The 25,087-nt window shown below is 64.8% G+C and carries 20 protein-coding genes; 12 read left to right on the top strand and 8 right to left on the bottom strand.

The genetic code is table 11. The annotated features are described in order from the left end of the window. Positions 1–4 precede the first annotated feature (4 nt). The 8 genes from QZY44_RS07160 to QZY44_RS07195 all read left to right on the top strand — a co-directional run bounded on the left by QZY44_RS07160 (position 5) and on the right by QZY44_RS07195 (position 12,467). A complete protein-coding gene (locus tag QZY44_RS07160) occupies positions 5–1,339 on the top strand; it encodes a PilW family protein (RefSeq protein WP_295444264.1) in 1,335 nt (444 codons plus the stop codon). After that, positions 1,336–1,827 carry a PilX N-terminal domain-containing pilus assembly protein gene (locus QZY44_RS07165; protein WP_295444267.1) on the top strand — a complete coding sequence of 164 codons (492 nt, stop codon included), beginning with the start codon at positions 1,336–1,338 and terminating at the stop codon, positions 1,825–1,827. The genes QZY44_RS07160 and QZY44_RS07165 overlap by 4 nt, the downstream gene beginning before the upstream one ends. A gap of 24 nt (positions 1,828–1,851) precedes the next feature. Next, the gene (locus QZY44_RS07170; RefSeq protein WP_295444270.1) at positions 1,852–5,046 is read left to right on the top strand and encodes a PilC/PilY family type IV pilus protein; all 3,195 of its coding nucleotides are present in this window, start codon (positions 1,852–1,854) and stop codon (positions 5,044–5,046) included. Between the two features lie 11 nt (positions 5,047–5,057). Continuing rightward, entirely contained in the window at positions 5,058–5,630 is a 573-nt protein-coding gene (locus QZY44_RS07175) for a GspH/FimT family protein (protein ID WP_295444273.1), read from the top strand. A gap of 719 nt (positions 5,631–6,349) precedes the next feature. Further along, complete coding sequence (locus QZY44_RS07180; RefSeq protein WP_295444276.1) at positions 6,350–8,932, top strand: circularly permuted type 2 ATP-grasp protein; 2,583 nt, start codon at positions 6,350–6,352, stop codon at positions 8,930–8,932. Beyond that, positions 8,932–9,810 carry a transglutaminase family protein gene (locus QZY44_RS07185; protein ID WP_295444317.1) on the top strand — a complete coding sequence of 293 codons (879 nt, stop codon included), beginning with the start codon at positions 8,932–8,934 and terminating at the stop codon, positions 9,808–9,810. Before QZY44_RS07180 ends, QZY44_RS07185 begins: the two co-directional genes overlap by 1 nt. 222 nt (positions 9,811–10,032) lie before the next feature. Next, positions 10,033–11,322 carry a hypothetical protein gene (locus QZY44_RS07190; RefSeq protein ID WP_295444279.1) on the top strand — a complete coding sequence of 430 codons (1,290 nt, stop codon included), beginning with the start codon at positions 10,033–10,035 and terminating at the stop codon, positions 11,320–11,322. 176 nt (positions 11,323–11,498) lie between these two features. Further along, positions 11,499–12,467: a hypothetical protein gene (locus tag QZY44_RS07195; RefSeq protein WP_295444282.1), complete on the top strand. Its 969-nt coding sequence runs from the start codon at positions 11,499–11,501 to the stop codon at positions 12,465–12,467. A gap of 97 nt (positions 12,468–12,564) precedes the next feature. Here the strand turns inward: QZY44_RS07195 and QZY44_RS07200 are convergent, their stop codons facing one another. The 3 genes from QZY44_RS07200 to QZY44_RS07210 are packed head-to-tail and all read right to left on the bottom strand — an operon-like array spanning position 12,565 to position 16,368. Further along, positions 12,565–14,685 (bottom strand): ATP-binding protein, encoded by a 2,121-nt coding sequence (locus QZY44_RS07200; protein WP_295444284.1) that lies wholly within the window; start codon positions 14,683–14,685, stop codon positions 12,565–12,567. Further along, complete coding sequence (locus QZY44_RS07205) at positions 14,682–15,398, bottom strand: response regulator transcription factor (protein ID WP_295444287.1); 717 nt, start codon at positions 15,396–15,398, stop codon at positions 14,682–14,684. The genes QZY44_RS07200 and QZY44_RS07205 overlap by 4 nt, the downstream gene beginning before the upstream one ends. A 40-nt stretch (positions 15,399–15,438) precedes the next feature. Further along, positions 15,439–16,368, bottom strand: a complete 930-nt coding sequence (locus tag QZY44_RS07210) for an Rpn family recombination-promoting nuclease/putative transposase (RefSeq protein ID WP_295444290.1) — start codon at positions 16,366–16,368, stop codon at positions 15,439–15,441. A gap of 715 nt (positions 16,369–17,083) precedes the next feature. On the opposite strand from QZY44_RS07210, the gene QZY44_RS07215 reads away from it, so the two are divergent. The 4 genes from QZY44_RS07215 (at position 17,084) to QZY44_RS07230 (ending at position 20,946) form a co-directional block, all read left to right on the top strand. Continuing rightward, positions 17,084–17,632, top strand: a complete 549-nt coding sequence (locus QZY44_RS07215; RefSeq protein ID WP_295444293.1) for a PspA/IM30 family protein — start codon at positions 17,084–17,086, stop codon at positions 17,630–17,632. 2 nt (positions 17,633–17,634) lie between these two features. Next, positions 17,635–18,204: a hypothetical protein gene (locus QZY44_RS07220; protein WP_295444296.1), complete on the top strand. Its 570-nt coding sequence runs from the start codon at positions 17,635–17,637 to the stop codon at positions 18,202–18,204. A 23-nt stretch (positions 18,205–18,227) separates the two neighbouring features. Next, positions 18,228–19,451, top strand: a complete 1,224-nt coding sequence (locus QZY44_RS07225; protein ID WP_295444299.1) for a vWA domain-containing protein — start codon at positions 18,228–18,230, stop codon at positions 19,449–19,451. Between the two features lie 229 nt (positions 19,452–19,680). Next, the gene (locus QZY44_RS07230; RefSeq protein WP_295444302.1) at positions 19,681–20,946 is read left to right on the top strand and encodes a diguanylate cyclase; all 1,266 of its coding nucleotides are present in this window, start codon (positions 19,681–19,683) and stop codon (positions 20,944–20,946) included. A gap of 17 nt (positions 20,947–20,963) precedes the next feature. Here the strand turns inward: QZY44_RS07230 and QZY44_RS07235 are convergent, their stop codons facing one another. The 5 genes from QZY44_RS07235 to QZY44_RS07255 all read right to left on the bottom strand — a co-directional run bounded on the left by QZY44_RS07235 (position 20,964) and on the right by QZY44_RS07255 (position 24,739). Continuing rightward, positions 20,964–21,467 (bottom strand): carboxylesterase family protein, encoded by a 504-nt coding sequence (locus tag QZY44_RS07235; RefSeq protein WP_295444320.1) that lies wholly within the window; start codon positions 21,465–21,467, stop codon positions 20,964–20,966. Then, positions 21,349–22,578 (bottom strand): carboxylesterase family protein, encoded by a 1,230-nt coding sequence (locus tag QZY44_RS07240; protein ID WP_295444305.1) that lies wholly within the window; start codon positions 22,576–22,578, stop codon positions 21,349–21,351. Before QZY44_RS07240 ends, QZY44_RS07235 begins: the two co-directional genes overlap by 119 nt. 161 nt (positions 22,579–22,739) lie before the next feature. Further along, positions 22,740–23,399 (bottom strand): histidine phosphatase family protein, encoded by a 660-nt coding sequence (locus QZY44_RS07245; RefSeq protein WP_295444308.1) that lies wholly within the window; start codon positions 23,397–23,399, stop codon positions 22,740–22,742. Positions 23,400–23,459: 60 nt separating this feature from the next. Continuing rightward, positions 23,460–24,323 (bottom strand): hypothetical protein, encoded by an 864-nt coding sequence (locus QZY44_RS07250; protein ID WP_295444312.1) that lies wholly within the window; start codon positions 24,321–24,323, stop codon positions 23,460–23,462. Then, the gene (locus QZY44_RS07255; RefSeq protein ID WP_295444314.1) at positions 24,320–24,739 is read right to left on the bottom strand and encodes a hypothetical protein; all 420 of its coding nucleotides are present in this window, start codon (positions 24,737–24,739) and stop codon (positions 24,320–24,322) included. The genes QZY44_RS07250 and QZY44_RS07255 overlap by 4 nt, the downstream gene beginning before the upstream one ends. Positions 24,740–25,087: the final 348 nt, after the last annotated feature.

The following is a 25,087-nucleotide window of genomic DNA, read 5'->3' on the forward strand; positions in this document are numbered from 1 at the left end:
GCCCATGAACAAGAGGCCGTCTCCCCTCAGCCCTCGGCCGACGCTATGCGGCTGGCTGTCCGGTTTTACCCTGATCGAGCTGATGATCGCGCTCACCATCGGCCTGCTGATGCTGGTGGCACTCGTCGGCCTCTTCGCCAGCAGCAGCCGCAGCAACAACGAACTGGCCAAGATGAACAGCCTGATCGAGAATGGGCGCTTCGCCATGCAGTTGCTGCAAGATGACCTCATTCTGGCCGGGTTCTGGGGAACGTTCTTACCTGATTTCAATGACCTGTACCTTACTACGCCACCCATCGACCTACCCCTCGCCGTCCCCGACCCCTGTCTGGCTTATGCCAGTTGGGACGCCGCCTACCGGACCAACCTCATCGGCACACCGGTCCAGGTTTACGACGCCATACCCACGAGTTGCAGCAGTGTCATAACCAACCGGCTCGCCAATACGGATATACTCGTCGTCCGCTATGCCGAGTCCTGTGCGTTATTGTGGAATACCGGCACCTCGACCTGGTCGGCCGATCCCACCAGCCCCAACTGTGAGGCCAACGTCGACGGCAAGCTCTATTTCCAGTCGTCGTTGCAGCCGGTTCCTACTCCGACTGGATGCACAGCAGAAAGTCGTTATGTGCTTGGCACCACCGGCTTCACATTGCACAAAGGCAACTGCGGCGCCTATGCCAATAAGCGGAAATTCAACTCTCACGTCTATTATATCCGCAATTACGCAGCAACCTCCGGAGATGGCATTCCCACCCTGGTACGCGCCGATTTCGATCTTGCCGGTGGGACGCTCGCTCATCAAACCGCGACCGCACTGATCGAGGGTATCGAGGGCTTCCGGGTGGAGCTTGGCTTCGACACCCTCAGTAAGACCACCCAGCAAGTTGATTATTATTCTGTGCCAACCCAATGGGATTCGACGAGCGCCAATACCCCGAAAAACCGGGGTGACGGAATTCCTGATGGCCCCTTTGCCCGCTGCACCAATGCCACCACCGGGACACCGTGCATCGCGAGCTGCAGCCCGTCCGGACAGCCAACAACCTGTAATGTCGCGACCTACAACTGCAACCCAACAACCGATACCGCGTGCATCGCGAAGCGGCAACTGGTGAATGTGACCGCGGCCAGGGTCTATGTATTGGTGCGCGCCAGGGAGCGCACACTGGGATATACCGACGCCAAGACCTACCATCTCGGCAGCGGCACCACCACTGACGTGTGCTCCAAGCTGATGCCGATATCTCCCTGCACTCTTGACTCAGGCTACAAGCGCCATACCTTTTCCACGACGGTGCGCCTGACCAATGTCTCAGCCCGACGGGATATGCCATGATCCGCCCCACCACTGGCAAGCAGCGCGGCGCCGTCCTGGTGATCAGTCTCGTGCTGTTGGTGATGCTTACCCTGCTGACGGTCACCGCACAGAATCTGAGCACGACCAATCTCAAGACCGTTGGCAATATGCAATTTCGGGATGAGGCCATCGCCGCCGCCAACCGGACCATTGCGCAGGTGCTCAGCTCGCCTTTCACCACCAACCCGGTGGCCCAGTCGATCACTGTCGATATCGATAACGACGGTGACACCGATTATGTCGTGGCCATGGCACAGCCGCAGTGCCTGAGTGCCGCGCAAGCCGGCAACGCGGCACCCAGCAGCCTATCGCTGGGCACGGCGATGACATCGCAGACGACGTGGACCACCCTCTGGGACCTGGACGCGAGCGTGGGTGGCACCAATGCCGGCGGCGCGGTGGTGCGGGTGCATTGCGGTGTGCGCGTGCTGTTGTCCGAATCCGAAAAGACCGCGGCCTGTCCATAATCACATCCACGCAAAGGACTCACCATGAACGCCCACTTCCTGCGTCACTGGCTGACAGCTGTGTTGTTGGCAGTTGCGCTGCCGAATGCGGCCGATGATATCGATCTGTTCCTTCAGCCGACCCCCCTGGCGACTGAAAACATCCCGAATGTACTCATCTTACTGGATAACACGGGCAATTGGAGCCAAGCATTCACTAACGAAATAAAAGCCTTGGTATCCACATTCGACGGCCTCCCCATCGACCCGCCGGTCTGCGACGGCAATCCGTCGGTCTGCACACCTGAGGCCCCGAGATTTCGCGTGGGGTTGATGCTGTTTAGCGAGACCGGCCGTGGCAATTCCAATACCGACGGTGCCTATGTTCGGGCCGCCATAAGACCGTTGACCACTGACAACAAGAGCAAGTATAAGGCGCTGATCAATAGCCTTGATGTGGGGTCTGACAAATCAAACAGCGGCAAACTGGGCAAGACCATGGCGGAGGCCTTCCGTTATTACTCAGGTGCGGCCCCCTACGCCGGCAACTATAAGGTCAAGACCGATTATACCGGCAACATCTACGGCGCGGCCGCGTCCAATGCCATCTATGCCCTGTCGGGTAACGCCCTGACGGCCATGAATGGGACCCAGTATCTGAGCCCGGTGCTCACCGGTAGCTGCGGGCGCAATTTTATCATCTATATCAGCAACGGCGCGGCACAGGACAGCGCCGCGGATATCGACGCGGCGACGACCGAACTGACCAGCGCGGCAGCGACCGCGAGCATCAGCGGCGCCACGACCGTGATACCGATCTCGCCCACCGGTTCCCAAAGCAACGTCGCGGATGAATGGGCCAGATTCATGTACCAGAGCAACCGCAATATCATCACTTATACGCTGGATGTAAATAGGGTCACGAGTGGCCAGGGTCCGGGTTGGACCGCGCTGTTGCGCAGCATGGCCGGCGTGAGTAACGGCAAGTATTTCGATGTCAGCTCCAGTGCCGGCGTGAATGGCTCAGAAATCAGTAACGCGCTTGGTAAGATCTTCTCCGAGATCCAGGCGGTAAACGCCGTGTTTGCATCGGTGAGCCTGCCCGTGAGTGTCAGCACCCAGGGCACTTATCTGAACCAGGTTTATGTCGGTATGTTTCGCCCGGATGGGAATGCCTACCCACGCTGGAACGGCAACCTGAAGCAATACAAACTGGGACTGGTTGGCAACACACTGAAGTTGCAGGATGCCGATAGCGCCGCTGCCATCAACGCCAACACCGGATTCATCACTGAATGCGCTCGCAGCTTCTGGACCCCGGCGAGCGTGGACAGCTATTGGACATTTAGCCCTCAGGGCGGCTGTCTGGCCGTCGCCACCTCGAAGAATTCCAATTATCCGGACGGCAACATCGTTGAAAAGGGCGCCCAGGCCTATATGCTGCGTTCGTGGAGCAACACGTATTGGCGCAACGTCCAGACGTGCTCGGCCACGTTCGCCTCCTGTACTACCCTGCTGACTTTCAACAGCAGCTATGCCACCCAAAGCCTGCTCGGCGCCGCGAGCACCACGGAGCGTGACCAACTGATCAATTGGGAAAAGGGGCAGGATGTCGATGATGAGCGAGTTCAGTCCTGGTTCGAGACCATGCGTCCATCGGTCCATGGTGACGTGCTGCACTCACGCCCGGTGGCGTTGAACTATAGCAGCGAGTCATCGCCGCAGATCGTGGTGTTTTACGGCGGCAACGACGGTCTACTGCGGGCAGTCAACGGCAACCGCACAGACAGCAGCTTCAACACGGCCGCCGGCGACGAGCTGTGGAGCTTCGTGGCACCGGAGTTCTATTCCTCGATCAAGCGGCTGCGCACGAACAGCCCGCAAATCAGTACCGTCGGCAATACCTCGGGGGGGCGCTTGCCTAAACCCTATGGCGTCGACGGTTCGGTGACGGCCTACCAGGACTCCAGTCACACCTGGATCTACGCCGGCATGCGGCGCGGCGGTCGGGTGGTCTATGCCCTGAATGTCACCGCACCAGCCAGCCCGACCCTCAAATGGAAAAAGGGCTGCCCCAATCAGGGCGACGACACGGACTGCACCAACGGCTTCAACGGTATCGGTCAAAGCTGGTCGACACCCCACGCATTCAAAGCTGCGGGCTATACGAATCTGGCAATTCCTGCACCGCTGCTTATCATGGGTGGAGGCTATGACACCTGTGAGGATGCCGCTCCGCACACCTGCACCTCAGCGACCAAGGGCAACCATATCTACATATTGGATGCGGATACCGGCGCACTGCTCAAGACGTTTGACATCGACCGTGCGATGGCCGGCGACATCCTCCACGTCCCGGACAGCAGCACGGGTCTGGCCAAATGGGCCTATGCGGCTGACCTGGGGGGCAACCTCTACCGGCTTTCCGGTGCCACGGCCAATACCCCGTTCGGCACCACCGACCCGGCGAACTGGACCATCACCAAGATCGCCGCCTTGGGTTGCGACACCCCCGCGAGCTGCACCGCCAACCGCAAGTTTATGTTTGCGCCGGATGTGGTCCAGCAAAATGACGCCTATATCCTGATGATCGGCTCCGGCGACCGGGAAAAGCCGCTGAGCGGTTTCACCTCGGCCTATGGCGTCAGCAACTATTTCTTCAGGGTCAGCGACAAACCGACCGTCACTGACTGGTTGTCTTCGGAGAACACAGAGAACGGCAATTGCGGCGCCAACCTCATCTGCCTGAACTCACTACTGCCGATACTCACGACGGCGACCCCGACCCAGGCCAGCCTGGATACGAAACCAAAGGGTTGGTATCTGGGCCTGAACGCCCACGAACAGGTAGTCACCTCCGCCGTGACCGTGTTCGGTACCACGACCTTCAGCAGCCATACCCCGGCGCTGCCGGTGGCGGGCTCCTGTTCGTCGAACCTGGGGACAACGCGGGTCTATAACATCGACTTTACCACCGCTGCCAGTGCTAATGGCACCGCGACGACCCAAACCAATCCCGATGGAACCACGACTACGACGACCGGAAGTCGATCGGAAACGGTCGCCGGGGGTGGCCTGCCGCCCTCGCCAGTGGCGGGAATGGTACGGCTGGAGTCCGGCGCGATTGTCCCCTTTGTGATCGGGGGAAGCCCAACCTCTCCGCTGGAGGCCAAGCTGGCCAAGGCGGCCGTCGCGACCACCCGGCCGAAGGGCCAAATTTACTGGTACATCCAGAAGTAGTGGACGCTCCGATGAAAATCCGCCAGCTGACCCGAATCGGGTGTGGTGTCCGCAAGTTCGCGCTGCGCGGCTTTACCCTGATCGAGCTGATGGTGACGGTTGCGGTGATGGTGGTCCTGGTGATCGTCGCCACCCCGGCCCTTAACGATGCCACGCTGGGCAACCGACTGACGTCCTATGCCAGCCGGCTGATGGCGGGTGCCTATTTGGCCCGCGGCGAGGCCATCAAACGCAATGCCCTGATCACGCTTTGTGCGTCGTCCAATGGCACTGGTTGCGCCACCTCGGGCGGATGGGAACAGGGTTGGATCGTCACCTGCGCCTCCAACAACAGCGTGACCTGCACCAGCGGCGGGACCGGGTCGCCGATTGTTTTTCAGCGCCAGGGAGCGTTGCCGATCGGCTTCAAGGTCATCTCCACCGACCCGCTGAGCCTACTCTTCCAGCCCACCGGTGTGGGTACGACCCAGGCGACGCTTAAGTTCTGTCGGACCTCGCCGCTCGGCAAGCAGGAACGCCAAGTCACCATCGGCGCGACCGGCGGTGTGTCGGCAAAAAGAACAAGCACGGGTTCCTGCTCTTAGCCGGTCGGGGGTGGCGAAGCTGGTGGCGGGACAGTTCGGCCCCCGGTAGCCTGTCCCTGGGCTCAGGGATGGGCTCACATTCCTTGTGGACCCGGACGCCACCGTTTCGGGCAACAATGCCGGGGGCACGGTGGTACGGGTCCGCCAGGGGTGCGCGTGCAGGTGACCGAATGCAAACAACTTCGCCATTTTTTGTGATTCTCACTGTCTGCGGGAGTCCCTCATGAAAGTCCTATTGTTGCGCCGCTGGCTGGCAACCAGCCGATTGCTCTTTCCGCTGTCGACCTCGGCCGAAGATATCGACCTGTTCTTGCAACCGTCCCCCCAGGCGGCGAACGACATCCCGAATGTACTCATGCCGATGGAACCGCGACGACCGGCAGTCGATTCGAGACGGTTGCCGAGGGTGGCCTGTCGCCCTCGCCCGTGGCCGCAATGCTCAGGCTGGACTCCGGCGCGATTGTCCCCTTTTGTGGTTGGGGAAGCCCCGCCTCGCCGCTCGAGGCTACGCTGGCCACGGCCGCCACTGTGGACAACCGACCCAAGGGCCAGATTTACTGGTATATTCAGAAATGATGCGATCACCAACCCGACCACCGGCCGGCGCGGCCGACGGCCGCGCCGGGGGGCGAGGTGGCCGCAACGGGGATACTCTGTCTTGCCACCCCCGCCCCTGCCGTGTCTAATCCGACCTTGAGACACTCCGAGAGCCCCCGCCCATGTCCGTCCCTAACCTCGCCGCCGCCCTGGCTCGCCCCGGGCTGATAGACGATTACCTGCCGATCGCCGGCTGCTTCGACGAGATGCGACCGGCCGAGGGCCAGGTGCGCCCCCAGTGGCGCTATGTGCTGGAGTCCTTGCGTACCCTTGGCCCCGCCGGCATCAAAGAGCGCGAGCGCGAGGCGGCGCGGATGATTCGCGACAACGGCGTCACCTACAACCTCAACGGCGACCCCCAGGGCATGTCCCGGCCGTGGGAACTGGACCTGCTGCCGCTCTTGATCGGCAGCGAGGAATGGGCGGTGCTGGAGCGGGGCCTGATGCAGCGGGCGGAACTGTTCAACGAGATCCTGCTGGACCTCTACGGCCCCCGCGAACTGATCAACCGGGGACTGCTGCCGGCTGAACTGATCGACGGCTATCGTGAGTACCTGTTCCCCTGTCACGGCCTGGAGGTCGCGCGCCGGCGTCCGCTGATCCACTATGCGGCGGACTTGACGCGCATGCCGGACGGGCAGTGGCGGGTGATCGGCGACCGCACCCAGAGTCCGCTGGGGGCCGGTTATGCACTGGAGAACCGGGTGGTACTCTCGCGCGTCATGCCAAGCCTGTTCCGCGACTCCCACGTCCATCGCCAGGCTGGCTTCTTCCGCGCCATGCGCCGCACCATGACCCGGCTCGCCCCGGACCGCGGCGGGCACGCCCGCGTGGTGGTCCTCACGCCCGGCCCGCAGAGCGAGGGCTACTTCGAGCACGCCTATCTGGCCAACTATCTGGGCTACACCCTGGTCCAGGGCGGTGACCTGTCGGTGCGTGATGGCGCGCTGTGGCTGCGGACCCTGGGCCGCCTGGAGCGCATCGACGCGATGTTGCGCCGGATCGACGGCAGCGCCTGCGATCCACTGGAACTGAGCGAGGACTCCAACCTTGGGGTGCCCGGGCTCGTGGAGGCGGTGCGCGCCGGCAATCTGGTGGTGGCCAATGCGCTGGGCAGTGGGGTCTTGGAACACCCGGGGTTGATGGCGTTTTTGCCCGAGCTCTGCCACCACCTGCTGGGCGAGGAGCTGCTGCTGCGCGACATCGCGACCTGGTGGTGCGGGGAACCCAAGGCCCGTGCCTTTGTACTTGCCCATCTCGACATTCTGGTCATCAAGCAGGTCGGCAAGCCACCGGGTCAGCGCGGCGTCTTCCCCGACACACTGGAGGCGGCGGCACGCGAGGCGCTGATTGCGGCCATCCAGGCGACACCGCACCGGTTCGTCGCCCAAGAGCGGATCAAGCCATCCACTGCCCCGGTGCTGATCGGCCAACGTCTGGAGCCTCGCCCCATCACCCTGCGCACCTTCTTGTGTGCGGAGGACGACGGCTACACGGTGTTGCCCGGCGGCCTGGGCCGGGTGGCGCTGACCAATGACGCGGCCCTGGTCGGCAGTCAGTTGGGTGGGCTCGGTAAAGATGCCTGGGTGCTCGCCTCCGAGCCGGAGCGCCAGGAGAGCCTACTCGTGAGCGGGGAGAGCCAGAGCCCGACCGTGATCCAGGAGAGCGAGGTGTCCAGTCGGGTGGCGGACAACCTGTTCTGGATGGGGCGTTACGCGGAACGGGCCGAGGGTCTGGTGCGGCTGCTGCGGATGATCATCTTCAAGCTGTCGGAGCGGATCGACCCGGATACGGCCCCCCCCCACAACCTGTTTCTACGCTCCTTGCTCGAGGCCCTGACGCAACAGACCCAGTCCTTTCCCGGCTTCCTGGGCGACGGGGCCGAGGCGCGCCTGCGCAACCCGCTACCAGAACTGCTGTCACTGATCGCCGACCCGCGCCGGTTGGGCGGGTTGCCCCAGACCCTGCAGGCCCTGGGTAACGCGGCCTATTCGGTGCGTGAGCGCCTCTCGGTGGATACCTGGCGCATCGTCAGCGACATCGAGGGTCGGCTCGGCACCCTGACCCGCAACCCGCCCACCCAGCCCTCCCAGGCCTTGGACGAACTCGACCCACTCGTCACCTCGCTGGTCGCCTTCTCCGGCCTGACTCAGGAGAATATGACCCGCAATGAGGGGTGGCACTTCCTGGAGACCGGCCGCCGACTGGAGCGCGGCGCCGCCCTGACCGCCCTGCTGCGCTCCACCCTGACGCCGCTAACCCCGGAGCAGGATGAGACCACCCTGATCGAGGCGGTACTCGGCGTCACCGACAGCACCATCACCTATCGACGGCGCTATCACGTCGGCACCCGGGTCGGCGCCCTGCTGGACCTGGTGTTGCAGGATGAGGGCAACCCGCGGGCGCTGGCCTACCAGTTGGTCGCGCTGGAACGGTTGGTGGCGGAGATGCCCAAGGGCGAACTCGCGATGGGCCGGAGCCCGACGCAAAAGCTGGTGTTGAAAACACTCACCCGCGTGCGTCTGGCCGAGCTCGATACGCTGGTCCAGCCGGACCCGCAGTCGCACCGCCGCTTAGTCCTTGAGCAAGTACTGGAGGAACTGGAGTCCGACCTGGCGGCCATCTCCAACGCCTTGACCGCCCAATACTTCCGTCACGAGGAGCAGCCCCACAGCCTGTTGCGGCGTATCGGGGTGGTCAAATGATGAAGCTGCGCGTCAGCCACATGACCCGCTATGACTACACGGACTCCGTCTCGCTGTGTCACAGCATCGTGCACCTGAAGCCGCGTCACTGCCCGCACCAACGCTGCCTGTCCAGTGCGCTGCGGATCAGCCCCGGGCCCGCCGTCAACCGCGAGCATGAGGACTTTTTCGGCAATCGGGTCAATTACTTCTCCATCCAGCAGTCCCACGAGACCTTGGAGGTCACCGCCGTCAGCGAGGTCGAGGTCAGTACCCCAAACTTGCCCGAACCGGCGCAGACCCCCGCCTGGGAGGTCGCCCGCGACAGCCTGCACCAACGGCGCAAACCCGCCATGAACGCCGCCCTGGTCTTCACCCTCGCCTCCCCGTTGGTTCCGCTCAATGCCGCCGCCCGTGACTACGCGACCGTCTCATTTACCCGCGGCCGACCGATCCTGGAGGCGACCGGCGACTTCATGGCACGGATTTTCGCCGAGTTCGCGTACGACCCCCATTTCAGTACCATCAGTACACCGGTCGGGGAGGTCATGGCCCATCGCCGCGGGGTCTGCCAGGACTTCGCCCACCTCGCCATCGCCGGTCTGAGGGGGTTGGGGCTCGCCGCCCGCTATGTCAGTGGCTACCTGGAGACCCTGCCGCCCCCCGGCCAGGTCAAGCTCCAGGGGTCAGACGCCTCCCACGCGTGGTTCTCGATCATGATCCCGGACTTGGGCTGGGTCGATTTCGACCCCACCAACAACCTCATCCCCGGGGAGCAGCACATCACCACCGCGGTGGGCCGGGACTTCCAGGACGTCACCCCCATGCGCGGCATCTTCTATGGCGGCGGCGCCCATGACCTGACGGTGGCGGTGGATGTGAATCGGATCGTCGAGTGATGGCAAATTAAGAAGGCGCGTGACTCGAATAAATGGACAGAATTTTTTAGGATTTACAGGATGTTTTGTTGATGTATATCGTCATCCGAGAATCCTGTTAATCCTGCGCAACCCTGTTAATCCTGTCCAATGTCCCATCACCCGTTCGACCGCTGATGTGGTACCGGGAGTTACGCTTCGCGGTACTCGCGTTATTGACCCATCTGCCCACTCAAGGCCCTTATGTCTCACTTTCGACCCTATACTGCCTGGACCTTGTTGCTTGCCCTGTTGACCGGCGCGGCCGGTCCGCAGGCCGCAGAGACCACACCGCTCGTGCTGGAGTCGCCGCCGTCGGCCCCCGGCACCAACCCTGACCTCTGGCAACGCACCCGCGCGAGTGCCGGCGCCTGGTGGCAACGCTCGCGCGACCTGGCGGGGCAGGCGGTGCAAGACGCCGGCGGGATGTTCGGACCCCAGCCCCAGGGATTCCCCCAAGTCTGGGAAGGCGTCGTCCCGAAACTGGAACAGACACTGGTGCTGGAGGAACGCCACCCGGCGCTCCCGGACAGCGCCTGGATGGGCACCGACAAGGTCTCCAACCAGGCGCAGATCGACGCACTGCTCGACGACGCCGTCACCATCCTCTCCACCTCCCCAGTACAGCGCTTCCGTGAACGCATCCGCTCCATCCAACGCGAGATCGAGTCAGCACGCGCCAGCATCGCCGACTACCGCGAGCGGCGGGTCTCCGCCCCCACTGAGTCGACCATCAAACGCACCGTCGCCGACTATGATCGCCTGATCGCCGAGCAGGAGGCACAGATCAAACGACTCACCGACCAACTCGGCCAGGTCAAGCGTGAATTTGCCGCGGCCGTGCGCCAATTGGGGGTGGAGCTCTCAGACGAACAGGTCGAGTTTCTGCTCTCCACCGTGGTCGGCGACAATATGGTCGATCTCGGTATACTCTTCGACAACGTCAAGGCGGTGACCGCCCAGTTGGAACACTTGGTCGCGCAGAGCGGCGAGGACCTCCAGAGTGCGCGGCGCTATTACGGCATGTATGTGGTCCTGCTGCGGGCGCTGGCGCGTATGCACCAGCAGATCGAAGGGGCAATCGGGGAACAGTATATCCCCCAGATCAATTCCATCATCACCCGCGCCGAGCAACTCACCGGGGAGACGCGGGAACTCCAACGCACTTCACCCGCTAAGCGCGACCTGTTGGCCGCCAACCTGGAGGCCCAGCGACTCACCATTGAGGCGGCGCAGGTCTATCGCCAATATCTCAACGACCAGAAGGCCCAGGTCGGACGTGCCCGCGCTGACCTGGAGAAGGACATCGCGACCGCCTGGAACACCTATGAGACGGTGCGCGTGTCCGGCGAATTGATCGGGCTGGTCAGGTCCAGCCAGCGGCTGCTCGAAGGACTGATGAACCGCCAGGTACCCGCGCTGCGGCCATTCGAGAACCTGGAGCTGCGCCGCGAATTCGAGAAACTCACCGAGCAATTGCGCCGCGGCCGCTGATTCTATACCAAGGTCCATGACCGCCGCAGCGTAAACCGCCGCTCCTCTGCGCGCCGCAGTGAATCCGCGCAGCCCCAGCGGCAGCGCCAATTCACCCTATGTGCGCTGGCGTACCGATTTGCCGCGGCGCCGCACACGATACTGTGTCTCCCTCGACCTTCCGGAGACTCCTTCCCATGCCCGCCTCTCAAGTCGCGACTGTCGACCGGTTTGACATTGAACACAACTCCCCGGCGCTTGAGGTGCAACTCCTGCAAGCGCCACCCCAGGCGGTACAGACCAGCGCCGTATCCTGGGCCGCGATCCTCGCCGGAGCGGCGGCGGCGGCCTTGTCGCTGATCCTGTTGATCTTGGGAACCGGACTCGGTCTATCCTCCGTGTCACCCTGGCTACGCGAAGGGGTGAGTGCGACGACCTTCGGTGTCTCCACCATTCTGTGGGTGACCTTCACTCAAATCGCGGCGGCCGCCATGGGGGGCTACCTCGCCGGGCGGCTGAGAATACGCTGGATTGCCGTCCAGGCGGACGAGGTCTATTTCCGCGACACCGCGCACGGCTTCCTGGCCTGGGCCATCGCGTCGCTGGCGACCGCCGCGCTACTGACATCCGTGATTGCGTCGATCATCGGCGGTGGTCCCCCTGCGGTCCGGGACCGCGCCATGGCCGGTACGGCGGCGGTGACTGGGGCCGCGCTGGCGCGCGCCGACCGTGACGGTGGACCGATCGGCTACTTCGTCGATGCACTGTTCAGAAGCGACGGGAATGGGGTGACACCCACCGCCTTCCCCGCTGGACGCGATGCCTTATCCGCCGCCGGCGCCGAGCAAACCACGACCGAAGTGACCCGGATCTTCTTCAATGTCATGCCGACTGGCACTTTGCCCGAGGAAGACCTTCGCTACGTTGGACAGGTCGTTGCGCAACGTACCGGCCTGACGCAAGCCGACGCCGAGCAGCGGGTAACGCAGACGCTCTTACGCTTGCAGGCGCGGCAGGATACCGCGGCAACGGCGGCCAAAGAAGCGGCCAACGCGGCACGCAAGGCGGCCGCTTCGGCGTCGCTGTGGCTCTTCATCTCGCTGCTCAGCGGTGCCTTCGTTGCCAGCTTCGCGGCGATTTACGGCGGTCGGCAGCGCGACTGCTGACCAATCCGCCTACCTCCCCCAACTCACAGAGATGACTATGCGCTCAATACTCCTGTATTTTCTCGGCGTCCCGATTCCATTCATCATTCTGATCGCGCTATTCGCCAGGTAGTTCAACCCGAAACTCCGCCCCCGGCTCCCGGTTCACCACCTCCACCCGACCGCCCATGGCCAGCGTGAGGCGCTCGACCAACGCAAGCCCGATGCCGGTCCCGGGGATGGCACGCGCCCCGGCGTCCGCGCCGCGGTAGAAGAGTTCAAAGACCCGCTGCCGCAACTCACGCGGCACCCCGGGGCCGAAGTCGCGCACGGCGATGCGCACCCAACCCTCGCGCGGCTGCTCGCAGCGGATCTCGACCGTCTTCTCGGCCCCCGCAGCGGCGAACTTAAGCGCGTTGTCCACCAGGTTGATCAGAACCTGGACGAAGGCGTCCGGGTCCGCCCGCACGGTCCCGCCCGCTGCACACACAACGACCAGCCCGAAGCCGGCCCGCTCGACCTGAGAGGCCACCCGCTCCTGCACCAGGGCCATCAGCTCGCCGAGGTCCAATTCCTGAGGCGAGACGGTCAGGGTGTCCCGGCCGATCCGAGAGAGGGCCAGGACGTTGGCGATCAGGCGCGAGAGGCGCTCGCTCTCCTCCTGGATGTAACGGTAATAGAGCTGGCGGCGATCCTCCCCGGCAAAGCCGGCACGCAACATCTCGGCATAGAGACGAATGGAGGTCAGCGGGGTCTTGAGTTCGTGGCTGACGGCGGAGACGAACGCCTGCTGCTGGCGCACCAGGGCGATCTGCTTGAGACCCAGCCGGTACATGAGCCAGGTCCCGACCACCAGCACCAGGGCGAGGAGTCCGCCCACCCAGCCGATCACCAGTGCACCGGCCGGGACCGGGAGCCGGCCCACACTGAAGATCAGTTCCAGACCGCCGAAGGGTTCCCGCATCCTGGTGCGATAGAGCAGGGCGCCGGTCAGTTCGCGGGCGCTGGAGACATATTCCCGCCCTTGCGCGGCGCGGAAGGCGGTCAGGACCGCGTCCCGGAAGGCAACGATCAGGTCGGTGGTGCGCGCGAGCGGGGTCGCCCGGAACGGCTCGGCGAGGACGGCGGCGAGGAAGGGACCCTGCTCGATCAGGAGTCCCTGAATGATCTGCCCCCCGCCCTGCCGCACGGCGCGGAACAGCACGAAGTGACCGCTGCCGAGCAGACCCAATTCGCACGGCTGAACCGCGTTGGCGAACAAGCCCAGCGGGGCGCGGGCGCGCTCGTCCTTGGACTCGACCGCCGCTGCGGACGGCGCGGGCGCGGTCTCGGTCAGTGCGCGTCGGGACGGTGGCGGCGCGATGGCGACCTTCCCACCGGGAGCCGACATGGGCGCCGGGGGCAGCGCCTGGACCGGCGCGGCGCGCATGGCCAGCGCTGAGTCCAGGGTCAGTTCATCGACCCGCCCCAGCCCCTTGACCGGGGCGTTTGGGACCTCCAGTGTATATCCGGAGTCTGACTCAGCGTCGGCAGGGGAGGCCTGGCGCTGGGTGCCGAGCCGCTCGAAGGCCTGCTGGGACAGGCGCTCCCGGGGTGCCTGCACCTTGGCGGGAGCGACGGCCTTCGCCTTGGCAGCGGCCCCAGTAGCACCCCGGTCGAACGCGCCCTCGGCCTTGTCGGTCACCTGATTGGCGGCCTGAGCGAGCACGGACTCGGCCGCTTCCGCGGTTGGCCGAGCGGTCGGTTCATCGCCACCCCGACCTCGCTCCACCAACCGGTTACCGATCAGCACCCCTTCGATTCGCGCTGCCAGCGCCTGGCGCTCGGCCAGCTCCGCGGGTGTCAACCCGGCGGCGGCGGTCCCCTCCGGAACCAGCGGGGTAGTGAAGTGCCCGTCCTGCGCCACCTGGAACCAGCCCACCAGTCCGGGGGGGCCGGCAGTCACCGGGAGGTCCGCGAGCGGCGAGCGGCGTCCTTGCGCCGACGCCGGGTCGCTCACCAGGAAGGCGTAATCCGCTATCGGCCGGGCATCCTCGAGGCGCGCGATCTCACTCAGGCGTTGGTCGACCCGCGCGGCCAGGTCCTGCGCCGCAACCTGCTGCACCCGGAACGACTCCCACTTGAGTTGGTCGTAGGCGCGGTCCACCAGGGCCGCGCTGGGCAGGGCCAGGGCCACGAAAAAGCCCCCGAGCCAAACCCGCAAGCGGGTGCGTGCCCGATCGGTGTCTTCGCGTCTCATCCCAAGACCGCGTTGGCCCCAACCAACAGGCGATAGCCAACCCCCCGCACCGTGATGAGCACCCGGGGGAGCGCCGGGTCCGACTCGATCTTGCGGCGCAGCTTGGCGATATGGATGTCGACGGTGCGGGTCTCGATGCCGCAGCCGCGGGAATAGCCCCAGACCTTGATCAGTAGCTCGTCCCGGGGGACCGCGCGCCCAGGGTTCGCCGCAAGATAATTGAGGATCTCGACCTCCCGACGGGTAAATGGGACCTCCTGGGTGCCGCGTCGTCCGACCAGATTGGCGGTGTCGAGGGCCAGTTCACCGAGTTGCAGTGTCTCGGCCTGTACCGCCGCGCCCTGGCTGCGGCGCAGCACCGCCTGGACGCGTAGCACCAGCTCCGTCACCGAGAACGGCTTGGCCACATAGTCGTCGGCGCCGAGCTTAAGCCCGTGAATGATGTCCTCGTCCGCCCCCCGCGCGGTCAGCAGGATGATGGGCTGGGCGCGGTCAACCGCCCGCACCCGGTCGCAGATGGTAAAGCCGTCCAGGCCCGGGAGCATCACATCCAGCAGGATGATATCGAAGGTCCCGGAGAGTGCGAGCTTGAGCCCGGTCGGCCCGTCCGCCGCACCCTGCACCTCGAACCCATGAAAGACGAAGAGGTCCGTGAGCCCGACCCGGATCGGCTCCTCGTCCTCAATCAGCAGCAGGCGTGGGCGTTTGGTCATGGTTCAGCGCTGATATCGGGATCGACCGTGATCGCCTGGCTTACTCGGCGCCCGGCCGGTCCGCCAAGAGTCGTTGGAGCCGCTCGATCTCGGCCAAGGCTGCCGCTTCGCGTTGCAGCGCGGCGTCCTTTTCGGCGCGCTCGAGCTCCTCCCGCGCACGGGCCTGTTGCTCCGCCGCACGGGCCTGTTGCTCCGCCGCACGCGCCTGTTCTGCCGCCGCGCGCGCCTGTTCTTCCGCCACCTGTAACTCATCCAGATGACGTTGGATGCTGCGCTGCTGGCGCAGGTAATTCTGGCGCGACTGGTAGGCGTGATACTCGCGTTCTTTCTCGGAAAAGCCCTTCAGCGTACTCATGGCTTGTCGCATCTCCTCGGTTTGCATCCAGGTCGGCAGCTCGCTCTCATCGAGTCGCTCGCCCTCGGTGAAAAATCGCAGCCAGCGTTTGAGTTCGGTATCGACATCCTCGCCTACTCCTTGTTTGGCCGCGAACTTGCCCAGCTCCAAGAGCCAGATGCCCCCATGATCGATGAGACTGCGGCCCTGCTCATCGCGCATCCGCAAGTGATGGGCATACTCCGGCACCGCGGGTCTCAAGTCCTCACCGAGCAACCAGATCGAATAGGTGGGCTTGAGCGCTCCATAGTCCTTGCCACTCTGGAGCTGTGCGCTATAGAGGTCCGCCCAACCGTAGAGGATACGCGCCGGCAGGTCGGGCAGGACCAGCAACTGGATCTCGACCTGGTAGATCCGGCCCTGCCCGTCGCGCGCCTTCACATCGACGATGGACAGCTTGTCGTCGATAAACTCCCGCTCATTAAAGGGGTTCAGGATCTCCACCTCGACCACCGGCGCGGGCAGATCGGTGCCCAGCACGGCGTTCAGAAAGTGGATCAGCAGCCCACGGTTATCCTCGGTCCCGAGCAGGGCCTTGAAGACGCAGTCGATTTTTGGGTCGATGGGGTGGCGCATGATAGTGGCTGTAGGTTGGGGTGAGCTTGGCGAACCCCAACAGGGTTTAGCTGTGGCCCACAATTCAAAGACGTTGGGGTTCGTTCCTCACCCCAACCTACGGGCCTCCCCTATTTCTTTACGCAACTGAGTAAGGGAGCTACGGTGTTGTCGGCAAGGTAACAGATTACTCCAGAGTCTTTGTCTTCGAGCCGATCAAATGAATAACCACCTGGGGTAGTAAGGTGCCCGGTAGACACAAAACCGCTTTGAGATGCGGCGTTAGCAGTAGGATATTTAATTAATGGCGCCATTGCGATGCCTGCGATTAAGCCAATGACGGCAGTGACGGATAGCGTTATCGATCGATGCACGGCCTTCATTTTGGTGACCTCAAGTTGAGATTGAATAACAATAAGCACTCGTAGCTTGCAAGTGGCACCTTAAAGATGAGTAGACGGAACCCTCTTTCTTCTCTGCGTCTCCGCGCCTCTGCGTGAGATTCTTCAACAGGTCTCACGCAGAGACGCAGAGGCGCAGAGGCGCAGAGGGGGACAGGGCCTACTAGCGGGAGTCACGCTTTGCGGTACTAGTCTAACCGCAAGGCCGCGGGGCGGACGTAAATTGCACGTAAAACCGCGCCCATCTGTTTTACCAACGCCTGCCTAGGCCCATCGCTGCCCCCTCACTAGACTCCTATCACAGATTCTAACAGCCTCACGAGGAGCACACGACCATGGCACTGATGACCCGTCTGGCGCGACTGGTACGCGCCGATCTCAACGCAGTACTCGACCGACTGGAGGCACCCGAGTTGGTGCTGGCCCAGTCGGTGCGGGAGATGGAACAGGCGCTGGACCAGGGCCGCCAGGCCCTGACCCGGCTGGACCGTGAACTGGCGCGGCTGGCGCTGCGCGATGCCGCGCTGGCCGAAGAGGAAGCACGCACCGCAGAGGCCCTGGCGGAGGGGCTCACCGAGGGGCGCGAAGCACTGGCCCGACCGCTGGTGCGCCGCCGCCTGGAGACCGCCCGCAACCGTGCCCGGCTGGCGACCCGACGCGCCGAGCTGACGCAAGAGCGCAGCCGCCTGGCGGCACGCAGCGAATCGCAAGCCGCGCGACTCGATGACCTGCGGGCCCGCGCCGCGCTCTGCACACCGGACCCGCAGTGCTCGACCGACGACGACCGCGGCCCTTTGGACCCGGCCTGGTCCGCGCCGGATACCGGCGTCTCGGACGCTGAGGTGGAACTGGAACTGCTGCGGCTGCGCCGCCGGGGGACCTGATCATGAACCGCCCGACCTTCCTGGAGGGTGCCCTGGTCGCGCTGGCCGCCGCCCTCGGAGCATCCGTACTCCACACCGGCTTGCGCCTGGCGCTCTGGCCTGGTCAGGCGCTGACACTGACCACTGCCACACTAGGGCTTGGCTACCTGCTCTATCTGGTGAGCCGCAGCGGTGAGCGCGCCGGGCGGGTGCTACTGGTGCTCGCCTGGGTGCCAGCGACCGGCACCGCGCTCGCCCTGGTCCCCGGCGTCTGGCCCCAAGTGCTGATGCAACTCGGTCTGGTCTGGGTGGCACGCGTCTGGTGCTTCCATGCCACCCCCGGCGCCGCCCTGTTGGACTTGGGCCTGATCCTGAGCGGAGCCGCCGCCGGGCTGTGGGCCGGCGTCCATAGCGGCAGTCTGTTCCTGGCGCTCTGGTGCCTGTTCCTGATCCAGGCCCTGTTCGCCGCCATCCCGGCCCGGCCCGGGCACCGCGCCGACCGCACCACGACCCCGGGCGCCCCGCCGGACCCGTTCGATCTGGCCTGCCGGGCAGCCGAAGGGGCCTTGCGTCGCATCGAAGACCATCCGTGAATTCAAGCAAAGAGACACACTCCATGAACACCAAACTCATCGGCCTCGGCCTGTTCGGACTCACCGCCGCGGCGGTGGCCTATTTCCCGCTTCTGAACGCCTCGGCACCGGCCCCACTGCCGGTCCAGACCGCGGGGCAGCCGATGGCGATCACCGTCCCCCAACCCCCGGCCGGTCAACGCCCGGTGGTGGAGGCAGTCTTCGTGCTGGATACCACCGGGAGCATGGGCGGTCTGATCCAGACGGCCAAGGACAAGATCTGGTCGATCGCCTCAACACTGGCCGCCGCCCAGCCGGCGCCCATCATCCGCATGGGCCTGGTCGCCTACCGCGACCGCGGGGACGACTATGTCACCCGGGTCGTCGACCTCTCCGGCGACCTGGACAAGGTCCAGGCCGAGCTCTTCCAACTCCAGGCGCAGGGCGGCGGTGACGGACCCGAGAGCGTCAACCAGGCGCTCCATGAGGCGATCACCCGCATCGGCTGGAGTCAGGACCCGGCGGCCTATCGCGTCGTCTTTCTGGTCGGCGACGCCCCGCCCCACATGGACTATGCCAACGACGTCCCCTACAGCCAGTCGCTGGCCGAGGCGGGCCGTCGTGGTATCCGCGTCAACGCCATCCAATGCGGCGGTCAAACCGACACCCGCAGCGAGTGGCAGCGCATCGCCCAACTCGGCAACGGCGCCTTCCTCCAGGTGGAGCAGGCGGGCGGCGCGGTCGCCATCAGCACCCCTTATGATGCCAAGCTGGCCAAGCTCTCCGCCGAACTGGACGACACGCGCCTCTTCTATGGGAGCGTGGATGAACGCGGCAAGCGTGAGGGCGAGGTCGCCAAGGCCAAGGTCGCCAAGGCCGCGGCGGCCCCCGCCGCGCTCGCCCGCCGCGCGGAGTTTGTCGCCTCACCGAGCGGCGCGGCCAGCCTCACGGCGGACCAGGAACTGGTGGACGCGGTACAGAATGGCCGGGTGGACTTGTCTAAGCTCCCGGCCGAGTCCTTGCCGGCCCCGCTGGCCAAGCTCACTGAACCCGAGCGGGCGCGGGTCGTCGCCGAGACCGCCGCCCGGCGCGAAACCCTGCGCAAGGAGGTCCAAGAGGTCTCCGCCCAGCGCGCGGGCTATCTCAAGGACAAGGTCGAGGCCACCGGCGGGGCCAAGGACTCGCTCGACCATCAGCTCTGGAGCACGGTGCGCAAGCAGGGGACGGACGCGGGCCTGAGCTATGGTGAGGCGGGGCCGAGCTACTGAGGCGAGCGGTTCGCACCACGGACCCTGCGCGATTTGGCTGCGTGCCCACAGGGTCCGATGGTGTAAAAATAGTGTAAATTAGCCCCCTGCCCGGGCAGTGCAGGTAGCGGACCGCAGCGCTGCCACCGGGAGCCCAAGACCCATGCACCAGCCGGGCCTGAGGCGGTCGCCCCAGGTCATCCGGCCGGGCGGCCACAGCGCCGGCCGTTAACCCATCGGAGCCACCCGATTGCCGTCCATTACCCGCTATCTTGGTCGCTATCTGGTGCTCCTCTCGTTACTGGTGGTCGCCGGCGTCGGGCTTTCCTACTGGCGCAGCCTGAGCGCCGTCACCGCCCACAATGAGCAACTCGCCCGCGAGATGGGCCGGTCCTTTTTCAAGGAATTGCTGATTACCCGACGCTGGAACGCCAAACAGGGCGGGGTCTATGTCCCGATCACCGACGAATTACAGCCCAATCCCTATCTGAAGGATCCGCAGCGCGATGTGACGACCACCGCCGGGGTGCGTCTGACCAAGGTCAATCCGGCGTTCATGACCCGCCTGCTGTCGGCGATGACCGAGCAAAGCGACGGGGTCCGCTTCCACATGACCAGTCTGAAACCGATCAATCCGACCAACGCCGCCGCCGACGACTGGGAACGCGAGGCACTCATGCGATTCGAGGCCGGCGCCACCGAGCAGGTCGGTTTGTTCACGGAGACGACCGGATCGGTCTTTCGCTTCATGGGCCGCCTGAACGTCGAGCAGGCCTGTCTTAAATGCCATGAGCAACAAGGCTATAAGGAGGGCGACGTGCGCGGTGGCATCCGCGTGTCCCTGCCCTGGGCACCCTTCCAAAAGACCCTGGACGCCACCTGGCGCGAATTGACCCTGTTGTATGGGGCGGCCTTAGCCGGGCTGTTGACCCTGCTGTGGGGCGGCGGTCTGGTGGTGCTGCGCACCGCGCGTGAGGTAGAAACGCTCAACCAACACATGAAGACGCTCAACGAGCGCCTGGAGGTCTCAGCGCTCACCGACTCGCTGACCGGGGTGCCCAACCGCCTGTATTTCGACCGGATGTTGGACACATCGATCGCCCAGGCACAGCGCTACGGGGAGGCACTGTCGCTGATCATGCTCGATCTGGACCATTTCAAGCAGGTCAACGATACCCATGGCCATGGCGTCGGCGATCAGGTGCTCCAGGACTTTACGCGGGTGGCGCAAAGGCAGTTGCGGGCACCCGATGTGCTGGCGCGCTGGGGTGGCGAGGAGTTTGTGGTTGCCGCCCCGCGCACCGACCTGGACTCGGCCCTGCGCCTGGCCGAGCGGTTACGGGCCGCGGTCGAGGCCCACGCCTTCCCGGTCATCGGCACCCTCACCGTCAGCCTGGGGATCGCCGAATACCGCAGCGACGATACCGCACTGACCCTGCTGGAGCGCGCCGACGCCGCCCTCTACCAGGCCAAGGCGCTCGGACGCAACCGGGTCGCGGCGGCCGAGCGGGGTTAGCCCGAACTCGTCAGAAATCAGGGATAGGTCCGGTCGAGCAGATCCGGATAGACCGACCGCCAGAAGCCGCACCGGTGCGCCTGGTCCGCGTCAAACCAGGCGGACTTGTAAGGCTCCAGCCGCAAGACCGCGCCCGCGTCGGTAAAGGCCTTCCACTGTGGGGCGCCGACCGCCGACGGGGTTCCGCTCCGGGCAAAGCTGGTCCAATACGCCATCATCTGCGCGGCGAGCGCCTGCTGCGACGGCGTGAGCGGTGCGGCATCGCGTTTCATGGTATTGGAGAAGCCCGGGAACTGGTAGGGCAGCTCGGATGAGTGCACAGCCCCCATCTTGATCCCTGGGTTGGCCACCACATCGGGCGGGTCGGGATCGGCGAACTCGTACTCAAAGACGTTGACATACTTAGCCGCAAGCTGCCCCGTGCGCAGATAGATGCAGTTTGTTGAGGGCGACCGCCGGATTGAAGTCGGACTGAATGGACCCGAGCTGGGACGCCGCGGACAGGCTGTTATCCAGCGGATACTCAGCCGCCACCCGCTGCGTCTGGTCACCATAGGTCTGCGCCAGACGTACGGCGAAATTGTCGCGGGTGGTCAATTGCCCGGCCAGCAGCGCATAGGCCACATAAAGGCGTTGCTCCTGTGTGTTGCCGCCCTGGATCATCGGCACCCGCACGAAGCGGCCGGTGGCCAGGGCCTCATCGCCTTGCAGTGGCTGTGAGCGGGTCCCGTAGACTGGCGCAAAGGCCAACAAGTCGCCGCCCGCCGCCGCGGTCCCGGCCGCGAGCAGGTCCGCGACCGGTGTCTTGCGCAGGCACGCCGCCGCGCCCTCACCGGTGCAGCCGACGATCTCCCCCACCCGCTTGCCAATGGACTGCGCCACCGTGTCGACGTGGCGCAGTCGGTGCGTGCAGCCGCCACTCTGGATAATCGCCTTGTGGAACAGCCCCGTCGTTTGCTCGGGCGCCAGCAGGTGCATGCACACGCCGGAGGCACCCGCGGATTCACCGGCGATGGTGACGTTATCCGGGTCGCCCCCGAAGGCCGCGATGTTGCGCTGCACCCAGCGCAACGCGGCACGCTGGTCCAACAGGCCGTAGGCGCCATTGGTGTCGGGATCGAAGGACTCATGAGGCATCAGGCCGAACACCCCGAGACGATAGTTCATCGACACCACCACCGCGTCGCCCGTCTTGGCGAGTGTACTGAGGTCGTAGAGGCCGCTGGACCCACCGACGAACGCGCCGCCGTGAATCCACACGATGACCGGCCGCTTGCCTTCAGGGACCTGTCCGTCGGGCGCCGGCGACGTGACGTTGAGGTAAAGACAGTCCTCATCGGTGCTGGCTTCGGGAATCCCATAGCGCGCGGTCTGTGGACAAAGGCCGCGATAGCGTGTGGCGTCGAGCACACCGGGCCAGGCCGCGACCGGCTGCGGCGGCATCCAGCGTAGTGCGCCCACTGGGGGCGCCGCGAAAGGGATGCCCCTGTGCTCCCGCACCCCGCCGCCGACGATGCCGGCCACCGCGCCGCTGTCAGTCATCACCAGGGTCGGGGCCGCCGCGGCCGCACCTGGGTCCTGCGCGTGAACACTCGCGATTCCAGTCAGTAACAAACAAGATGCCAGGGCCATTTGGGCCACTCGGCGCAAACTGGGTTGGTCGACCATATCAGGACTCCCGGGGCATTGAGGGTGCCAGCGAGTTTACCCCCTGCGCGTCAGGCAATGACCCTGGACTATGAGCGATTGCATCGACGCAGCCGCGGGTCTGAAACCCGTGGCTGCGAACTCCCTCATTCCGGTGGCTGCGTGAGTACCGAACCCAAGTGGTGTCGGTCACCCCAGACATCGACATGCCAGCCCTGGGCATCGCAGTGGAACCAGTTGAGCGCACAGTTGGGAATCGCGAAATCGCGCGGGGTCGTCAGCCCCCGCCCGGTGGCGCGCCGGTAGACGACGTCCAGCACGCCGCTGTGGCACACCACCGCGAGCGTCTGCCCGAGGTGATGGCGCGCCAGCCAGTCGATCCCCGCGGCCACCCGCTGCGCGAATGCACACAGGGATTCGCCGGTTTCGAAGTCATAGTCCGGATCGCGCGCCAGGTAGTGCGCATAGGCCGCCGGATAGTGCTCGGCGCCCTCGGGCGCGGTGAGGCCCTGGAAGATGCCGTAATGGCGCTCGCGCAACTGCGGCAGCTGGCGTACTTCATGGCCTGCGCGCTGCGCCAGCACCTGCGCGGTCTCCCGCGCCCGCGCCAGATCGCTGCTATAGATTGCGTGGAAGCATTGGTGCGCTGCGTTGCAGGCCATCGCCAGCACCCGCGCCTGCGCCTGCCCGGCTTCGTTGAGCGAGATATCGGTATGACCCTGGATGCGCCCGTCGGCATTCCAATCGGTCTCACCGTGGCGGATGATGCACAGGCGCGTCTGGAGCGCATTGGAAATATGACGCATAGCGATGATCGGCCAGTTTCAGCGACACCGAGCGGGCCCGTGCCCGAATCATGGCGACACCTAATCACCCGGATAGTCCCAGGTGACCCAGTGCCACTGACCGGCATCGTCCTGCTCGAAGACGAGAGAGACCTCGTATTCGCATTGGCGGCAGGGCCTGGGGTCAAGGATCTCGCGCCCCTCGCGTCCCCATTCGCTCGGCGGCAGCTTATGCCAGCGCACGCGCAGCGCCTTATCCAATTCGGCCCAGGCACCCTCCTCTCGCAGGCGCCGCCGCACGTCGTCAGCTGCACAGTCGACGCAACGCTCGTTACGCAGGTAGATCTTATCCGCGATCAGCGGCCGCAGCAGGCGGAAATTTTGAGTCCGCACCGCAGTCTTGAACTGATCGAGGAAGACAGCCCAATCACTCGTTGTGGGCGCCCCGCCGGTTCTCTTGGTGGCAGCGCTGCGCTCCGATAGAGCGCCGGCCGGAATCAATGAAAAAGGAAACCACGGGTCATCTCCTTCTGGACCATTGCGCTCTTCGCCAGTGATGGCCCCGTTGCTCTGTAACCGGCCCCGCCACTGCTGACCGTCGTTGGAGGCCAGCACAAAGTGACCAGACCCGTCGACCCTGCCGCGTACCTCGCGCGTGCTGACCCAATGAGTCAACTGCGTGCGCACCTGAGCCTCGATCAGCTCACCGTTGCGTCTCATTTTAAGCTCGAAGGGATAGATATCCGGCGGCGTGGCGCGATTTGCAATCGTCCCTTGCCACCGCGCGGCCCACGCGACATGACTGATAAACCACTCCCCCGTCAGTGGCACGGGTGAGACGCTTTCTCTGGTTTGGACGGCCGGCGCCTCGTCGGGCGCAGCGAAGGCCATGGGTGTATAGCCTGTGATCACCAGAAACAATGCCGTTAGTGCCCGTTTTTTCATTGCTGACCTCTTGACCACCGATCGCATAAAGGGTACAGCGCCTGGAAGGCCTCCCATGGCGTATAGGTCAGGTCGCTGAAGTCCCCGAGGGCGGCGCGCAGCTCCGCGTACTTGCTGAGAAACGCAGGCTCAACTTGCAGAAAGTCCGCAACCGCGCTGGCGTTGGCCTTAGCGCGGTCACCGGGCTGCTCGCCGATCAGATGGATCACCGCCACGCAGGTGCGGATGATGTCGCCGTCGTTGCGCACGGCGCCGCTGTCGTCGCCGGGCTGGCGGAAGACCTCCTGCCACTTAACCTCGCAGTCGGCACCGATCAATTGCAGCGCAAGGTATTCGCGCAGCCCGGCAATGGGTGCACCGGGGTGTTGGAACTCCCGCGAGACACAGGAGATGAAGACGCGATTGTTGTCCGACATACCCGTGACGCCTCGCCTGATCCGCCGGCCATTGCCCTTTGATGGGCAAGTGTAAGGCTTTGCCGGCCGGGCGGCTACGAGCGCCGTGCAGTGTTACCACCGCTGCGGCTGAAGCCTCGACCTCCAGCTTGTGGGAGCGGCTTCAGCGGCGACGGGACCTCCGGTACGTCGCAGGATCGCGGCTAAAGCCGCTCCCACGCGCACCAGCAGCGATCAGGTACATGCCGTACGCACCGTATCCGGATGCCGTCCGCGCCGCATCAGGATCGCGAGTACTTCGCTCACGCGGTCGCGCAGGTCACGGCGGTCGACGATCATGTCGAGCGCGCCCTTTTCCATCAGGAACTC

The sequence above is a fragment of the uncultured Thiodictyon sp. genome (genome assembly GCA_903837595.1).
Taxonomy (GTDB): domain Bacteria; phylum Pseudomonadota; class Gammaproteobacteria; order Chromatiales; family Chromatiaceae; genus Thiodictyon.

Coding starts and splice junctions, on each gene's coding strand:
- QZY44_RS07225 (WP_295444299.1), top strand. CDS start 18,228: ATGAACACCAAACTCATCGGCCTCGGCCTGTTCGGACTCACCGCCGCG.
- QZY44_RS07200 (WP_295444284.1), bottom strand. CDS start 14,685: ATGAGACGCGAAGACACCGATCGGGCACGCACCCGCTTGCGGGTTTGG.
- QZY44_RS07220 (WP_295444296.1), top strand. CDS start 17,635: ATGAACCGCCCGACCTTCCTGGAGGGTGCCCTGGTCGCGCTGGCCGCC.
- QZY44_RS07250 (WP_295444312.1), bottom strand. CDS start 24,323: ATGAAAAAACGGGCACTAACGGCATTGTTTCTGGTGATCACAGGCTAT.
- QZY44_RS07210 (WP_295444290.1), bottom strand. CDS start 16,368: ATGCGCCACCCCATCGACCCAAAAATCGACTGCGTCTTCAAGGCCCTG.
- QZY44_RS07170 (WP_295444270.1), top strand. CDS start 1,852: ATGAACGCCCACTTCCTGCGTCACTGGCTGACAGCTGTGTTGTTGGCA.
- QZY44_RS07175 (WP_295444273.1), top strand. CDS start 5,058: ATGAAAATCCGCCAGCTGACCCGAATCGGGTGTGGTGTCCGCAAGTTC.
- QZY44_RS07180 (WP_295444276.1), top strand. CDS start 6,350: ATGTCCGTCCCTAACCTCGCCGCCGCCCTGGCTCGCCCCGGGCTGATA.
- QZY44_RS07195 (WP_295444282.1), top strand. CDS start 11,499: ATGCCCGCCTCTCAAGTCGCGACTGTCGACCGGTTTGACATTGAACAC.
- QZY44_RS07215 (WP_295444293.1), top strand. CDS start 17,084: ATGGCACTGATGACCCGTCTGGCGCGACTGGTACGCGCCGATCTCAAC.
- QZY44_RS07185 (WP_295444317.1), top strand. CDS start 8,932: ATGAAGCTGCGCGTCAGCCACATGACCCGCTATGACTACACGGACTCC.
- QZY44_RS07240 (WP_295444305.1), bottom strand. CDS start 22,578: ATGGCCCTGGCATCTTGTTTGTTACTGACTGGAATCGCGAGTGTTCAC.
- QZY44_RS07160 (WP_295444264.1), top strand. CDS start 5: ATGAACAAGAGGCCGTCTCCCCTCAGCCCTCGGCCGACGCTATGCGGC.
- QZY44_RS07255 (WP_295444314.1), bottom strand. CDS start 24,739: ATGTCGGACAACAATCGCGTCTTCATCTCCTGTGTCTCGCGGGAGTTC.
- QZY44_RS07165 (WP_295444267.1), top strand. CDS start 1,336: ATGATCCGCCCCACCACTGGCAAGCAGCGCGGCGCCGTCCTGGTGATC.
- QZY44_RS07245 (WP_295444308.1), bottom strand. CDS start 23,399: ATGCGTCATATTTCCAATGCGCTCCAGACGCGCCTGTGCATCATCCGC.
- QZY44_RS07190 (WP_295444279.1), top strand. CDS start 10,033: ATGTCTCACTTTCGACCCTATACTGCCTGGACCTTGTTGCTTGCCCTG.
- QZY44_RS07205 (WP_295444287.1), bottom strand. CDS start 15,398: ATGACCAAACGCCCACGCCTGCTGCTGATTGAGGACGAGGAGCCGATC.